This window comes from Clostridia bacterium (assembly GCA_017620395.1).
Taxonomy (GTDB): domain Bacteria; phylum Bacillota; class Clostridia; order Oscillospirales; family RGIG8002; genus RGIG8002.
In genome coordinates this window covers 131,620-147,920 of the sequence record JAFZQJ010000027.1, presented here as the reverse complement: position 1 = coordinate 147,920, position 16,301 = coordinate 131,620, and the positions used below count along the sequence as shown (strand labels likewise).

The following is a 16,301-nucleotide window of genomic DNA, read 5'->3' as shown; positions in this document are numbered from 1 at the left end:
CTCCTTTTGATTATATGATTAGTATCCGATTAAATCAAGAGCCGCGCTTATTAACATATATACCCAGCAGACTTCCCTGCGTATCAACACTAACGTAGACCTTCCCTTCTGGGACTGCCAGCGTGACATAATACCCTTTAGCCGACGTTTGAACGGATACTTCGGCGTTTTCAATCCCGCTCACGGCGATATCGGTATTCAATATCGCGAGTTTTGCCCTTTCGATCGCTTCATTTTCCGGTATTATGTCATCCGCATCCAGGAAACAATCGCCGTGGAGGGGCGTTCTCTCGTATTGTATCAATTCGCCGGATCCGGAGTTTATCAGGACGGTGCTGCCGTCGCTGCCGAGGTAATGATCGATTACATAATAACTTAGGTAGTCCTCAAAATCAGTCGAGGGGGATTCAACAGCCCATTCGGATACGGTATATGAGAACGTCTTGCTTTCGCCGTTTATCCGGCAAGTGAGCGGCGGCATATCGTCCTTTAAAAATTCGCCTTCCGGCGCGCCGGAGGGGCTGTCGCTGTCCGCCGTTCCGGAGGACGATCCACCCGACGTTTCTGACGACGATACGTCCGGCGTTTCTGACGACGATACCAGCTCATCCGGAGTATCCGACGAGGAGCCGCTCGGCGTTTTGTCGCCGCGGGGGCGGCTTTCGCCGCTTTGTTCAGACGAGGCGTCATTTTCGCTTTCCGGCTCGCCGCTGCTATCCGGCTCGCCGCTTTCGGATTCGCTGCTGTCGACGGGAGCGACAACGCCGGAATTGCCGCTGCTGTTCGGGGCGACGAAGTTTTCGTTGCGGAAGGAGCCGATCGCTTTCAGCGCGAGGGGCGTTCCGGCGGCGATAACGACTATCGCCACCGCCGCTGCCGCCCATTTCATCCACGGTTTGAACGCCTTTATCTTCGTTTTATCCGGCAGTTCATCGGCGGCTTCGATATATTCGGGAGCTATAAACTCCAGCACGTCAAGCATTTCGTTACCTCTCATAAGACGAAACCCTCCTTTTCGAGATATTCACTGAGCCGTTTGCGGCAGCGGAAAAGCGTCGTTTTAACCTTGCTCTCCGACACGCCGAAACGCTCGGAAATGTCGGCTACCGTATCAAGATACCAATACCGGCGAATGAATATATTGCGTTTTTCCGCGTCAAGAACGGCGAGAAATCCGTTTATCGCTCTGCCGAGCGCCTCGTTATCCATACGGCGTTCTACGTCGTCCGGCGCGGGCAGGCACTGCTCCAACTCTTCGCTGAGCTCACATATATACGCGCTGCGCTTCAGCCGGTTATCGCTGCGGCAGCGGTTTAACGCGACGTGACGGATTATGCGCGCGAGGAAGGCGTAGAGATAGTCGCGCGGTTCATGAGGCGGGATGGAGTTCCACGCCTGCAGGTAGGTGTCGTTTTCGCATTCTTCCGCTACGCGCTCGTCGTTCGCGACTCCGTAGGCGAGTGAGCGAAGGCGGCCGCCGTATTTCTCGGCGGTTAGCTTTATCGCTTCTTCGTCGCGCTGCAGGTACAGGTCGACGATCCTGCTGTCATCCACGGGCCTCCATCTCCTTTCTTTCGCGGTGGAAGGCCTTCACCATAAGAAGCACTTTTTTTATGGAAAAGGTTACACGTTTTTGATAAAAAGAAAGCGCCGATATCGCGGCGCTTTCGGTAAGTATTGATTTATCAGAAGAACGTAAGCTGACTGCTCTTGGGGATACCCGCGAACGCTCCGAGGCGATCCATCGCCTCGACGATGGATTTGGAGACGCCGCTGACGTTTTTTATATCCTCCTGAGTTGAGAAGCGGGATTCCTTCCGCGCTTCGGCGAGCGCGGTGGCGACGGAGTCGCCGAGTCCCGCGACGGCGATGAACGGCATCCTTATGCCGTCGCCTTCCACGACGAAGCGGAACGGATCGGATTTATATATATCGACAGGCAGGAAGGTTATTCCGCGCGAATACATCTCGATCGAAAGATCCATTACGTTAAGCGCGTTCTTGTCGTTCGCCGACATCTTAGAGCCGCTTTCCTGCAGCTTCGCGAGCAGCGCCGCGCGTTTGTTCTTTATGCCGCTCAGACCGCCGGACATCGTTTCGGCGTCGAAGCCGTCCGGGCGGACGGTGAAAAGCGCCGCGTAGAATTCACGCGGACGGTAGACCTTGTACCATCCGAGGCGTATCGCGCTCATAACGTAAGCGGCGGCGTGCGCCTTCGGGAACATATACTTGATCTTTTTGCAGCTGTCGAGGTACCACTCCGGCACGCCGTTGCTCTTCATAAGCTTCTCGTCGTCTTCGGAAAGAGTCTTGTTCTTCTTTCTGACCTTCTCCATGATCGAGAACGCCTGATCTGACGGCAGTCCTTTGTGCATCAGATAAACCATTATATCGTCTCTTGTGCCTATGACCTCGGAAATCGTGCAGACGTTGTTTTTTATGAGATCCTGCGCGTTGCCGAGCCAGACGTCAGTTCCGTGCGAAAGGCCGGAGATCTGGAGCAGATCGGAGAACTTCTTGGGCTGCGCTTCAACGAGCATCTGACGCACGAACTCGGTGCCCATTTCCGGCAGGCCGAGAGTGCCAGTCTCGCAGTTGATCTGCTTTGCGTCGACGCCGAGCGCCTCCGGCGACGTGAACAGCGACATGACCTTCTTATCGTTCAGCGGAACGCTTGTGAAGGGTGTGTCGGTAGTATCGGTAAGATGCTTCGCGAGCGTCGGTACATCGTGCCCGAGAAGGTCGAGCTTCAGCAGAGTATCGTGCATCGAATTGAAGTCGAAATGGGTGGTGATTATATCCGAATCGGATTTATCCGCAGGGCGCTGAACAGGAGTGAAATCATAGATCTCGTAGCCCTTCGGAACGACGACGATCCCGCCCGGATGCTGTCCGGTCGTGCGTTTTACGCCGGTCGCGCCGGTAACGAGGCGCTCTATCTCCGCGTTGCTGACAAGCTTTCCGCGTTTTTCGAGATACTTCTTGACGAAGCCGTACGCGGTCTTTTCCTGGATAACGGAAATTGTGCCGGCCTTGAAGCAGTATTCGGCTCCGAAAAGCGAGTCAACGTATTTGTGAACGGTAGACTGGAATTCGCCGGAGATATTAAGGTCTATATCCGGCGCTTTTTCTCCGTGGAAGCCGAGGAATGTCTCAAACGGGATGTCGTGACCGTCTCCGACCATAATCGTACCGCATTCGGGACATGGCTTTTCATCAAGCTCAAAACCGGACTTTACGCTTCCGTCGGTGATGAATTCGGAATGCTTACACTTTTTGCACACGTAGTGAGGAGGAAGCGGGTTTATTTCGGTAATGCCCGCCATCGTCGCCGCGAAAGACGAGCCGACGGAACCACGCGAGCCGACGATATATCCGTTTTCGTTTGAAAAATTGACGATGCGCCTCGCGGATTCATACATTACCGAGAATCCGTTGTTGATAACGGAATTGACCTCTTTCGCGAGGCGGTCTTCAACAATCGCGGGCAGCGGATCCCCGTAAATCTCGTGCGCTCTTGCGTAGGTGTTGTTGCGGAAGCTTTCCTCTGCGCCTTCTATCGAAGGCGTGAACGTTCCTTCCGGAACCGGAAGGATCTCTTCGATCATATCGGCGATTTTGTTGGTGTTTGTAACGACGACCTCGAACGCTTTTTCTTCGCCGAGGTAGGAAAACTCTCGGAGCATATTGTCTGTCGAGCGGAAATACAGCTCGCTTTCCGTCTCGCCCGGCTGGAATCCGGCCGCATCCATAAGCACCTCGCGGAATATGCTGTCGCGAGGGTTGAGAAAATGCACGTCTCCTGTCGCGACGACGGGCTTACCGAGCTTTTCTCCGAGCTCAACTATTCTTTTATTGATAGCTCTGATATCGTCCTTGCTGTTGACGGACGTTATATCGTCGTCATTAATGAGAAACTCGTTGTTTGCGACCGGCTGTATCTCGAAATAATCGTAGTAGTCGGCTATTTTCCTGATTTCCTCTTCGCTTCTCGCCTCAAGGAACGCACGATACAGCTCGCCTTCAACGCACGCGCTACCGACGATGAGACCTTCGCGCAGGGCGTTAAGATCGCTCTTCTTAACGCGAGGCTGATAATAGAAGTTATCGATATGCGCTTTTGAAACGAGCTTGTAGAGGTTCTTCAGTCCCGTTTTGTTTTTCACGAGCAGGACCTGATGGAAACGGTGCATTGAGTTGGTGTTCATTCCTTCAAGAGCGCCGTTCAGACCGGAGGTGTCGGTTACTCCGTCCGCCTTAAGCCTCTCAACAAGATCGCGGAAAATGGCGGCGAGTACTTTTGTGTCATCAAGAGCGCGGTGGTGACGGAAATCGCCGTATCCGAGAAAACGCGCTACGGTGTCAAGCGTCATTTTTCTCAGCTGCGGATAGTATTTGCGGCAAAGCGGAATCGTGTCAATATGCGAATAGTCGTACGGAATCCCGTTTCTTTCGCACGCGGCGGCTATAAAGCTCGTATCAAAAGCCGCGTTGTGCGCGACAAGAACGCTGTCGCCGCAGAAATCAAGGAAACTGCGCACAGCTTCGTTTTCATTCGGAGCATCGGCGACCATATCGTCGGTAATGCCGGTTATCGTTTGGATCTTTTCGCTGATGTGCTTTTCGGGATTGCAGAAGGTCTGGAATTCCTCCGCCACTTCTCCGCAGCGGAATTTGACGGCGGCGATTTCGGTTATCCTCTCGGTTGAGAGCGTCGTGCCGGTCGTTTCTATATCGAATACGGTAAACTCTCCGTCAAGAGAAACTACGGAATCGCCTACGAAAGCTTTAACGATATCGTTGACAAAGTAATCCTCAACGCCGTAAAGCATTTTAACTCCGTATTTCTTTGCCGCGGCGGCAGCGGCGGGATAGGCCTGGACGACGCCGTGATCCGTGACGGCGATCGCTTTATGTCCCCACTCCGACGCGCGTTTTACGTAATCCTCGATATCGTTGATGCCGTCCATAGACGACATATTGGTGTGAAGGTGCAGTTCAACGCGCTTCTGTTCTGAAGTATCCGGAACGGTCTGCTTAGGAACAGTCATAATATCATCGGCGAAAAGACACATATCTCCGAAGAACCTGTCGTAACGCATTATTCCGCGAACGCGTATACGGACTCCCTCGGAGAGCTTGTCAACAACGCGGCCGAGTTTATCGGTATAGTCTTCGAGCTTTAACGCGACAGACGCCGTGTAATCTGTGATGTAAACAGTCGCGCGAAGCTTTGTGCCGTCGCGTGTTTCACGCGTGTCGAGTTTGAATACGTCGCCTTCAACGCATACTCTTCCGGTATCCTCGTTTATCGAAGACATGGGAATCGTCGGTTTTGTTATCTTATTTCCGAGCAGAACGCGCTCTGACTCTTTGGTGACATTTCCGCTTCCGGCGGTTGACAATGCAAGAAGTTCCTCGTCGCTGATGACGCTGTCCACTTCCGTAATGCCGTCGTATGCGATCTTGAACGGTTTTTTGACGGCGTCGCGCATCTGCTTTTCAAGATAAGCGGTTACTCCCCTTTTGTCGAGATAAGACATTCCGCCTTTCGTAAGAGTTACGGTAACGGTGTCGCCTTCAATGGTATATTTGCATCCGGCAAGCAGCGATGCCGTCGGAGGGCTTTTTGAAATCACTCTGTTGAGTATCTCCGCAAACGTGTATTTGTCGGTATCGCTCACGGTTTCATCCGCAGGGGCTTCAGCGTACTCAAAAGCGTTCCCGGAACCGCTGCTGCTTTCGGGAGCCGCGTTCACGTGCTCCGATTCCGGACTATTATCAGCGGCCGAAACATCGGCGGTCTGCGCCTCGGGGCAATCGATCGTCACGCCGCTGAATCCGTACTCCGAAATGAGCATTGCGGATATTTGCGCTTTCATGCCGTCTGTGACGGCTTCGAGCACAGTAAGAGAAAGAACGTTGCTTTCCTTTCGGAGAGAAGCGTTCTTTATTGTAAGAGAGCCGATCTCGTCGGATGCGGCAATCTTATTAAACACGTCTGAGAACTTGTATCCAGTATCACTCATCTTTTGTTTCGTATTCCTTTATGTATTTTAAAAGCGCGTCAAGCAGCTCGGATTCCCTGACCTTTTCAACGATTTCGCCTCTTTTGAAAACCAGCCCGACTCCGTCGCCTCCGGTTATCCCGAAATCCGCCTCGCGGGCTTCCCCGGGGCCGTTGACCACGCAGCCCATTACGGCTACTTTTACGGGCTTTTTGCAGCCGGCAAGCATACTCTCTGTCTGTTCGGCAAGAGATTTTACGTCGATTCGCGTTCTGCCGCATGTCGGACAGGATATGACCTGCGCTCCGCTGCGAATTCCGCACGCCTTGAGTATCTCAATTCCCGCCTGAATCTCCTTAACGGGCGAAGCGGTAAGAGAAACGCGAAGCGTATCCCCTATCCCGTCAAGCAAAAGCGATCCGAGCGCGGCGGAACTGCGTATCACGCCGGTCCTCTCCGTTCCCGCTTCGGTGACGCCGATATGAAGCGGATAATCAGACTGAGATGAGAAGAGCCGATACGCCTTGACCGTGTCGGCTACCGACGACGTCTTAATTGAAACAACCGTGTTGAAAAAGTCCAGCTCCTCAAGAAGACTCACCGCGTTCAACGCGCTTTCGCACAAAGCCTCCGGCGTCGGAGCTCCGTACTTTGAAAGCAGTTCCTTTTCAAGCGAACCGGAGTTTACACCGACTCTTACCGCAACGCCGTTTGCGGCGCATTTGGCGATGACGGCGCGGACTTTTTCCGCTCCGCCGATATTTCCGGGGTTGATCCTTATCTTGTCGGCGCCGCGGTCAACGGACTCGATCGCAAGCTTATAATCAAAGTGTATATCCGCCACGACCGGAATCGAAACGGCCTTCTTGACGGCCTCAAGCGTTTTGAGCGCGTCCTTATCCGGCACGGCAACGCGCAGAATGTCAGCGCCTGCGGCCTGAACCGCAAGCGCCTGCCCGACGTTGCCCTCAACGTCGTATGACGGAACGTCCAGCATCGTCTGCACTGAAACCGGCGCACCGCCGCCGATGAATGTATTTCCGACTTTAACCCTGCGCGTCATTTCACACCTCAAACGAACAGCGAGAAGATATCCTTCGCAAACACAAGTATCATAAGACCAATGAGCAGAACGAATCCGACCGTGTGGATAATACCCTCCACCTTGCGGCTGACCGGCTTGCGGAAGATCATCTCGATCAGCGTAAAGAGTATTCTGCCTCCGTCAAGCGCCGGAAGCGGAAGCAGGTTGAACACACCGAGGTTTATGCTTATCATTCCTATCAGGTTAAGCACCGTTTTCCAACCGCTCGAAACCGTCTTCACGACCGTCTCGGTGACCGCGACGGGGCCGCCAAGCGAACGAATCGGTATTTTGCCCGTTATCAGGCTTGCGAAAGAGTATAAAACAAGCCTTACCGTTGAAACGGTTTCCGATATGCTGTAACCGATAACGCCGAAAAACGTCTTCTCTTTACCGAGGAACTGATACGCTTCAGGCCCGTACTCCAAATACGTTCCCTTCGAACCGGAGTCCTCGTCGGTATAAACGTAAAGCTGAACGTCCTTCAGCTCCAGCTTCTCGCCGTCTCTGACAATGACGAAGTCGGCTTTTCCGTCGTCGTCAAGCGCGAGAACGTAATCGAGGTCGCGGGGAATATAAACTCTTCTGTCATTGACTTTAACTATCTCGTCGCCTATCTGAATCGCGTTCTGAACGCCCTCGTTCGTCTGCGGAACGTTGGCGATGATGCGCGTGCCCAAAAGCGGCATCTGACAGACGAGAATTGACATTATCAGCAAGCCGAGCAGTATATTCATCGTTGCGCCCGCGGCGAGAATGATAAGGCGCTTCCACGGACGCTGATTGACGAACGCGCGGGGCTCTTCGCTCTCGCCGTCCTCGCCCTCCATGGCGCAGTAACCGCCGATCGGGAATAACCGGAGCGAATACTCGGTCTCGCCCTTGCCGAACTTGAAGAGCGCCGGTCCCATACCGAGCGCAAACTTATTCACCTTTACTTTGAACAGCTTCGCGGTAATGAAGTGACCAAATTCATGGATGAAAATCATCACGGCAAAAGCTATTATGGAAATTACAATGCCTAAAAAAGTATTCATAGTATCACCAGGTTCTTTTTACAACCGACGCGATCCTTCTGCCCTGCATATCGGCGTCTATGATACCATCGAGATCGTTATCTGTCGGAGCGGCGCCGAGCAACGCGGTCTCCACGCAGCGCGGAATATCGCAGAAACCGATTTCATGCTTCAGAAAGCGCTCGACGGCGGTTTCATTCGCGCCGTTCAGCACGGCGGTCGCGTTGCCGCCCATTTCAAGCGCGGTGTAGGCATAGTCAAGGCACTTAAAGGTCGCGGTGTCGGGCTCTTCAAAACTGAGACTGCCGAGAGTCGCAAAATCGACCGGTTTATAATCCGCGAATTCTCTGCTCGGATACGTAAGCGCGTAACTTATCGGAAGGCGCATATCCGGATAGGACATCTGCGCTATCACGGCTCCGTCTCTGAAGCGCACCATCGAATGAATGATGCTCTCTTTATGGATAACGACTTCTATCTTTTCAGTAGGAACGCCGAAAAGCCGGACGGCTTCGATCACCTCAAGCCCTTTATTCATCAGCGTCGCGGAATCAACGGAGATCTTTTGCCCCATATTCCAGTTCGGATGCCTGACGGCCTGCTCCGGAGTTACGGAACGAAGCTCAAACTCCTTCATACCCCTGAAAGGCCCTCCCGAGCCGGTGAGAATTATTTTATCGACCTCGGCATCATGATCGGACGAAGCGAGCATACACTGGAAAATCGCGCTGTGTTCACTGTCTATCGGGAAAATCTCCACCCCGCGTTTTTTCGCAAGCGGTATCACGTATTCGCCGCCGGCGACGAGGCTCTCTTTGTTCGCGAGAGCAAGCCGCTTTCCCGCTTCGATCGCCGCGACGGTCGGTTTAAGACCGGCAAAGCCGACGACGGCGTTGACCACGGTCTGCGAGTCGCATTCACGAACGCATGAACAAAGCGCATCTTCTCCGGAATACACCTTCGTGCCGGTGTCGGCGACGCGGATCTTCAGTTCCTCCGCGGCGGCGGGATCAGTCATGACGGCGGCGGCGGGCAGAAACTCCCTGATCTGCTTTTCCAGGGCTTCGACGCTGCTTTTGGCCGACAAAAGCGTGATACGCATGCCCAGCGAGCGTATCACGTCAAGCGTCTGTATTCCTATTGAACCTGTCGAGCCGAGAACGGCTACCGAATTGTCATTCATATTCTATGCTCCGATTAATGAATTATCATATGTACGCCGAGATAATCCAGCCCGTAAACAAAAAGCAGGAACGTCGGCGCGGCAAATATCAAGCTGTCAAACCGGTCGAGGATGCCTCCGTGCCCCGGCATCAGATTGCCGAAGTCCTTCAAATCGCAGTGTCTTTTGATGACCGACATGAAAAGGTCTCCGAACTGCCCTATCACGCTCGTTATCAGCCCGGCGGCGGCAAACAACGGCAGCGAGACGTCGACTCCCGTCACCTTTTCGGATATGATTCCGGCAACGACGAAAGTCAACACGCCGAACACGGCTCCGCCTATCGCTCCTTCAACAGTCTTCTTGGGGCTGACTGACGGAGCAAGCTTGTGCTTCCCTATCAGCATCCCCGTAAAAAGCGCAAACGTATCGGTCAATATCACGCATACTATCGGCAGCAGCATGAACACAAAGCTCATACGCGCATCAACGACCATGGTTTCGGGCATTCTGCGCAGAACGATCAGCGACGAAAGGAACACGGGAATAATGGTTGCCATCAAAAACGCAACCGAAATATGTTCAAGACGGTATTTCTTATTTTTGAAAACAAGAAGCATAAACAACGCTACGACGAACACAAATGCCACGCCGATGAATACGCCTATCCGCATATCCCCCGGGAAGAGATATAAAAACGGTATAGCGGCCGAGTATATGATGCTCAGAACCGTAAGAGTATGATCCTGAACATACTTCGTAGCCGAAAGCAGCTCATATATTCCTATCGCGGAAATGAGCGCTACGGCGATATTCAACACGATCGTGTCCGACCAGATAAGTATCGGTGCGGCGAGTAGTATGAGTATCGAAGCGGTAAAAATCCTCTGCTTCATTTTCTGCCCCCGTATCTGCGGTCTCTTTCCGCAAAGTCTGCAAAAGCACGAAGAAGGTCTTTTCTGTCGAAATCCGGCCAAAGCACGTTATCGAACCAGAACTCGGAATACGCGGCCTGCCAAAGCATAAAGTTTGAAAGTCTCAACTCTCCGCTCGGACGAATAATCAAATCCGGAGAAGGCTGCCCCGCAGTATACAGATAGCTTTCAACGGTATCTTCCGTTATTTCCTCAGCCGACAGCTTACCCGCTTCAACGTCGGCGAGCATACTCCGGAACGCATGAACAAGCTCAGCTCGGCCGCCGTAGTTAAGGGCAATGTTGAGCGTGATACCGTTGTTTGCGGCGCTGTCCGCCTCAAGTTGCTTAATTTCATCTTTCACGTCCTGAGGGAACGGAGAAATATCGCCTATAAACTTTATCACGATATTGTTTTTTTTCAGTTCGATAAAGCCCTTCTTCAAATAATCGCGGAGAATATTTACGATAGAATCAATCTCATCCCGCGAGCGTTTCCAGTTCTCCGTTGAGAATGCGTAGACAGTTACGTATTTGACACCGAGCTCGTTGCAATATATAACGATATCGCGAAAAACCCCGGCACCCTTACTGTGACCGAGGCTTCTCGGCAAACCGCGTTTCTTTGCCCAGCGGCCGTTTCCGTCCATTATAATGCCTATGGACTCGGGTACGACCGCCGGAAGCTTATGCTTTTTCCTCAAATCAGACCTCTAATATCTCTTTTTCCTTGACCTCGAGGACCTTAGTAATCTTATCGGAATAGGTATCGGTAAGCTCCTGAATGTCCTTTTCACAGATCTTATAATCGTCCTCGGTCATCTCGCTGGATTTCTGCTGCTTTTTGAAATCCTCGATCGCATCGCGGCGGATGTTCCTGACGGATACCTTAGCTTCTTCAGCGTATTTGTGGAGAGTCTTGACGATTTCCCTGCGGCGCTCCTCGGTCAGCGGCGGGATAACAAGCCGGATGCTCTTCCCGTCGTTCTGTGGGTTGATGCCCAACTCCGAAGTCAGTATCGCCTTCTCGATCGCTTTGATCTGGGAAACGTCCCACGGGGCGATCATAAGGATGCGGGGTTCCGGAACGGAAACCGCGGCCATCTGGTTGATCGGAGTGGGGGTTCCGTAATAATCCACCCTTATCTTATCCAGAACGGCGGGGTTCGCCCTGCCCGCCCGGATAGTGCCGAACTCTGTTTCGAGCGCAGAAAGCGTTTTTTGCATCTTTGATTCGATTTCGGGATAAGTGCCTTTCATAACTAAAACTCCTTTACTGTTGTTCCTATCTTCTCGCCCTTGACGGCTCTGAAGATGTTGTCGGGATCGTTAAGGTTGAATACGATAATGGGTATCTTATTCTCCATGCAAAGCGAAATCGCCGCGTAGTCCATAACTCCGAGCTGCTGATTGATAACGTCGAGATAAGTAAGCTCGTCGATCTTGACGGCGTCGGAGAACTTATGCGGATCCTTGTTGAATACTCCGTCGACGTTCGTGGCCTTCATGATGACGTCGGCTTCAATCTCCGCCGCGCGGAGCGCCGCCGCGGTATCGGTCGAGAAGAACGGATTGCCCGTACCGGCGCCGAATACGATAACGCGGTTTTTATCGAAGTGTCTTATAGCTCTTCCTCTGATATACGGCTCGGCTATGGATTTCATTTCGATCGCGGTCATTACGCGCGTGGGTACTCCCTGCTCCTGGATCGCGTCCGCGAGAGCGAGCGCGTTCATCGTCGTTGCCAGCATGCCGATATGGTCGGCCGTTGTCCTGTCCATTCCTTCGTGCTGCCTGCCGCGCCAGAAATTACCTCCGCCGACTACGATGGCGACCTCAACGCCGAGCTCATACACTTTTTTAATGCTCGCGGAAATGTGTTTCAAAGTCTCGTAGTCAAGTCCGTGACCGAGGTCCCCCGCCAGCGCCTCACCGCTGATCTTCAGGAGCACTCTTTTATACATATCTTTCATCAGACACCCCTTCTTCATTCCGAAATACAATTTGCGCTAATAAATATTTTACTACAAAACCGTATGTGTTGTAAAGTGAAAAATCCAAATATTATAAACAAATTAATCACCCGCAGGATCGTCGCCTTCAATAAGCGCGACCGCGCGTCCGAAGTCAACGGCGTCTTCGCTCGTGCCGAGTTTAGTCATGGCGTCAAGGCGAAGCTGTATCTTGCGCGTACGCGTTCCGACGAGGCTTTCAAGCTCGCCGCGCGCCTGATCAAGGCGCTCCTGAGTCTTCTTCAGCACTGAACCGAATTTGCCGAATTCAGTCTTGACTTCCGCGAGCGCGTTCCAAACCTCCGAGGTGTGCTTCTTTATCGCCAGCGTACGGAAGCCCATCTGCAGGCTGTTGAGCAGAGCCGCCATTGTCGTCGGACCGGCAATCATGATCTTGCTTTCACGCTGAAGCACCTCGACAAGTCCGCGCTGTACGACCTCCGCGTATAGCCCTTCAAAAGGAAGAAACAGTATGCCGAAATCCGTCGTTGCGGGCGGAGAAACATACTTTGAGTTGATCGATTTAGCTTCGCTCCTGATACGGCTCTCAAGCTGTTTTCCCGCAGCTTCGGCGGCATCGGCGTCGCCTTTTTCGCGCGCGTCGAGCAACTGCTGGTATATATCCGCCGGAAACTTTGCGTCTATAGGCAGATATACGAACTCCTCTCCGTCGCCGGGGAGGCGTATCGCGTATTCAACTCTGTCAGAACTGCCGCTAACCGTCGCGACGTTAGCGTCGTACTGCTCGGGTGAAAGGACCTGCTCGAGAATAGCCCCGAGCTGATACTCTCCAAGCGTTCCGCGGGTCTTGACGTTGGAAAGCACCTTCTTCAGATCGCCCACGTCGGCCGCTACGGTCTTCATCTCTCCGAGCCCCTGATACACCTTTTCAAGCTGTTCGCTCACCGCGGAGAAGGAACGCTGAAGACGCTCCTCAAGAGTCTTCTGAAGCTTTTCATCGACGGTGTTGCGCATCTCGTCGAGCTTCTTGCCGTTTTCCTCGATCATGAGCCTTATGCTTTCGTTGGTGGAAGCGCGAATACCCTCAAGCTTCTTCTCGTTCTGCTCGGAAAAAGCGCGTATCCGCTCGTTCATCTCGCTCATCGAATTTGCGACGGACTGACGAAGAGCGCGCTGGCTTTCGATCAGATTCGTGGATAATTCCGAAATGCGAACGTCCTGCTTCTGCGCAACGCTGCGCTGAAGCTCGGCGATCGTTTCGAAGCTGTTTTTCGACGCGGTCTGAGTCTGAACGGACAGCTCGCTGCGCGTTGTACGAAGCTCGTCGATAATATCGCGCTTCAGCTCCTGATCGCCACCCTTCTTTCTTCCGGAAAACGCGGCGATAAACGCGCAAGCGGACAGAACGCACGAGACGCATGCCACGATTAAAGTGATTACAGCTATAGTTTCCATTTTCTTACCGTCCATTTCCGTCGATTTTCAAACGTTTAATATATAATACCACATTTTGTGGGATAAATAAAGAGTATTAAACACAATTTGTCGTTTTTTTCTGACTTTATATGACAATAGTATTACAGGGACAAGCATTATAGTATTTTTGTGCGGAAGGAGGCAGAAATGAACAACACGATTACCGAAAGAAAGCACAAATCACTGAAGCTGAACGCGGAAAAGCTTTTCGCCCTCAGCGGAGTCAAGGGAGCCGCCGCGACAGCCTTCGGATTCATAGCGGCGCTGCCGATAAAAGCGATCGGTGTTTCTCCGTTCGCGGTCGCGGCGATAGCCGTGATGCCGCGAAGCCTTGCGTTCCTTTGTTATCTCGGAGGATTCTTCTCATATATGATCAACTCTTTTTATGAATCGGCGGCTCCGGTCTCCGCGATGACGGCAATGCTGCTGTTCAGACTTCTTTTCAAAGGGAGAGGAAAAACCCTTTCCGACGCCTACATTGCGCCGATAGCGGTCTTTTTATCGCTGACCGTCACAGGTATCCTGTGCGGCGACGTTATGGTGTCGGATCTAACCGGAAGCTTCGGATGGCTCGCGCTTTCGGGAGTCGCCGCAGGCTCGGCGTTCGTTTTCAAAAACGCTTTTGAATTATACGGCAGAAGCCTATTCCGTCTGAAACCGGCGGAGCTTGCTTTCGCGGCCGCGACCGTGTTTTTGATGCTGCTTCCGCTGGAATCGGTCAAACCGCTCGGCGTCAGTCTGCTCGCAACGGCAGCGTCGGCAGGAGCTCTTGTATTCGCCGTCAGGCTGAATGGAACGGAATCGTTTTTTGCGTCGGCTTTTTTCGGCGCGGCGTGGAGCGTAGGCGCATTGAAACCGGAGTGTTTTTTCATACTTCCGGTGAGCGTTCTTGCGGCAAGAAAGCTTTTCAAATTAGGAAAACTCCCGTGCGCGGCAGGATTCATCGCTTTACGGTTCGGCTTTAATCTGATTTTCACGCCGGTAATCGAATTGCTTCCGCAGATGGTTGAAGTCCTTGCCGCATCTCTGATCATGACGCTGATACCTCAAAGACTTCTGACGCGCACATCGCTTCTCGCGGAGCGAGAAAACAGCGGCGGCTCCGGCGAATATGCAGCCGATAAACTCAGAGAGACCGCAACCCTTTTCCGATATTTGAAGGACAGCATCGCAAGCGTTTCTGAGGAAGTCGGCAAAGAGCTCGCCCCGACTCCGGACGGATGCGTCTCACACGTTCTCGAATCGCTGTGCTCCGGTTGCGAACTCACGAAATTCTGCTCAGGCGTTAAGCAAAATGAAGTCAGGAGAGGGATATATACGTACGCACGCGAGTCGGTTCACGGCAAGGCGACCGCGGCGTCACTCCCGAGATGCGCCCATTTGAGCGAAATGGAGAATATGATAAGGCGATATATGCTCGGCAACGACACGTCATCGTTCGAAATACGCGATTTGCGGGAGTTGTCAACCGACGTGTATTCGATTGTTTCCGACGCTTTAGAGGACGTTTCAGCAGAAATCTCAGCGGGATTCGAGACAGCGAATTGCCAATCCGGCGCCGCGGAACGAGTCGAAATATTCAGCTCGTCCTTCAAGAATGAAAAAGAAGACTATTCCGGTGATAACTGCGAATACTTCGTCCGCGGAAAATATGTTTACGTAATCATCAGCGACGGGATGGGTTCCGGCAAACTCGCGGCAATAGACAGCGGCATGACGTGCAGATTACTCAAGCGTTTCTTGTTGAACGGGCTGTCGTTCGCAACAGCACTTAAACTCGCAAACGCAGCGCTGAAACTGAAAGGAGGCGAAGAAACCTTCGCGACCGCGGATGTTTGTATGCTGGACACGGAAACCGGTGAATACAGGATCGCGAAAGCCGGGGCGCCCGCAAGCTACGTCATTTCCGAAAACCGCACCCGGCGCCTCTATTCGCCGACTCTTCCCGTCGGTATACTCAACGAATCCGGCTGCAACGTTATATCAGGCAAACTTAAACGCAGTGACTTCCTCGTCATGCTCTCGGACGGAGCGCTGAACAACGGCGATGAATGGATAGACAGCTCCGATTTTCGCAATTCGGACGTAAGAAGCATCTGCGAAAGAATAGTTAAAACCGGCAGGGAGAGCTATGGCTCCTCACCTGCCGACGACATTACCGCTGTATGCTTGAAGCTGAAATAAGGCAACGCCTCACAGATGAAATCTGTGAGGCATTATTTCATCAAATCCGTACTCTACCGTTTCGTCTCCGGCGGCGAAGTACAGCTTAAAATCGCTTGTGCAGAACTCGCTCATAAACTGCCTGCAGACGCCGCAGGGATAGCAAACGGCGTCGTCTCTGTCAGCGCCTCCGACGATAGCGATAGCTTCAAACTCGCGCTCACCTTCGCTTATCGCCTTCGCAAAAGCTGTGCGCTCCGCGCATATCGTAGGCGAAAAGGTCGCGTTTTCAATATTGCATCCGGTGAAAACCTTACCGGTCTTAGTCAGCAGCGCAGCTCCGACGGAAAAGCCCGAGTATGGCGAATACGCCTTCTTCCTCGCCTCTTTAGCGAGCGCAATAAGATCGTTGCCGTTCATTTCACCCTCCGGTTATTATGATTTGATACTATGTTATCATTTTCTCCCGAAATTATCAATATTTTTGTTTTCATTTTTTAAATAA

At 52.6% G+C, this 16,301-nt stretch carries 13 protein-coding genes; 1 reads left to right on the top strand and 12 read right to left on the bottom strand.

Going from position 1 to position 16,301, the window contains the following annotated elements:
• Positions 1-34: 34 nt before the first annotated feature.
• The 11 genes from J5441_06545 to rmuC form a co-directional block, all read right to left on the bottom strand.
• Positions 35-997: a hypothetical protein gene (locus J5441_06545; protein MBO4934805.1), complete on the bottom strand. Its 963-nt coding sequence runs from the start codon at positions 995-997 to the stop codon at positions 35-37.
• Entirely contained in the window at positions 994-1,554 is a 561-nt protein-coding gene (locus tag J5441_06540; GenBank protein ID MBO4934804.1) for an RNA polymerase sigma factor, read from the bottom strand. The genes J5441_06545 and J5441_06540 overlap by 4 nt, the downstream gene beginning before the upstream one ends.
• Positions 1,555-1,685: 131 nt before the next feature.
• Positions 1,686-6,029 carry a PolC-type DNA polymerase III gene (locus J5441_06535; protein ID MBO4934803.1) on the bottom strand — a complete coding sequence of 1,448 codons (4,344 nt, stop codon included), beginning with the start codon at positions 6,027-6,029 and terminating at the stop codon, positions 1,686-1,688.
• On the bottom strand, positions 6,022-7,071 hold the full coding sequence (ispG, locus tag J5441_06530) for a flavodoxin-dependent (E)-4-hydroxy-3-methylbut-2-enyl-diphosphate synthase (GenBank protein MBO4934802.1): 1,050 nt from the start codon (positions 7,069-7,071) through the stop codon (positions 6,022-6,024). The genes J5441_06535 and ispG overlap by 8 nt, the downstream gene beginning before the upstream one ends.
• A gap of 8 nt (positions 7,072-7,079) precedes the next feature.
• Positions 7,080-8,129, bottom strand: a complete 1,050-nt coding sequence (locus J5441_06525; GenBank protein MBO4934801.1) for a site-2 protease family protein — start codon at positions 8,127-8,129, stop codon at positions 7,080-7,082.
• 4 nt (positions 8,130-8,133) lie between these two features.
• Entirely contained in the window at positions 8,134-9,291 is a 1,158-nt protein-coding gene (locus J5441_06520) for a 1-deoxy-D-xylulose-5-phosphate reductoisomerase (protein MBO4934800.1), read from the bottom strand.
• Between the two features lie 14 nt (positions 9,292-9,305).
• Entirely contained in the window at positions 9,306-10,166 is an 861-nt protein-coding gene (locus J5441_06515) for a phosphatidate cytidylyltransferase (GenBank protein MBO4934799.1), read from the bottom strand.
• Positions 10,163-10,834, bottom strand: coding sequence for an isoprenyl transferase (locus J5441_06510; GenBank protein ID MBO4934798.1), 672 nt, complete (start codon positions 10,832-10,834; stop codon positions 10,163-10,165). The genes J5441_06515 and J5441_06510 overlap by 4 nt, the downstream gene beginning before the upstream one ends.
• Positions 10,835-10,889: 55 nt before the next feature.
• Complete coding sequence (frr, locus tag J5441_06505) at positions 10,890-11,444, bottom strand: ribosome recycling factor (protein ID MBO4934797.1); 555 nt, start codon at positions 11,442-11,444, stop codon at positions 10,890-10,892.
• A 2-nt stretch (positions 11,445-11,446) separates the two neighbouring features.
• On the bottom strand, positions 11,447-12,160 hold the full coding sequence (locus J5441_06500; GenBank protein MBO4934796.1) for a UMP kinase: 714 nt from the start codon (positions 12,158-12,160) through the stop codon (positions 11,447-11,449).
• 99 nt (positions 12,161-12,259) lie between these two features.
• Entirely contained in the window at positions 12,260-13,612 is a 1,353-nt protein-coding gene (gene rmuC / locus J5441_06495) for a DNA recombination protein RmuC (GenBank protein ID MBO4934795.1), read from the bottom strand.
• Between the two features lie 168 nt (positions 13,613-13,780).
• Between rmuC and J5441_06490 the strand changes: the two genes are divergently transcribed.
• Positions 13,781-15,817, top strand: a complete 2,037-nt coding sequence (locus J5441_06490) for a SpoIIE family protein phosphatase (GenBank protein ID MBO4934794.1) — start codon at positions 13,781-13,783, stop codon at positions 15,815-15,817.
• A 9-nt stretch (positions 15,818-15,826) separates the two neighbouring features.
• Here J5441_06490 and cdd read toward each other — a convergent pair whose 3' ends face one another.
• Positions 15,827-16,216 carry a cytidine deaminase gene (cdd, locus tag J5441_06485; GenBank protein MBO4934793.1) on the bottom strand — a complete coding sequence of 130 codons (390 nt, stop codon included), beginning with the start codon at positions 16,214-16,216 and terminating at the stop codon, positions 15,827-15,829.
• Positions 16,217-16,301: the final 85 nt, after the last annotated feature.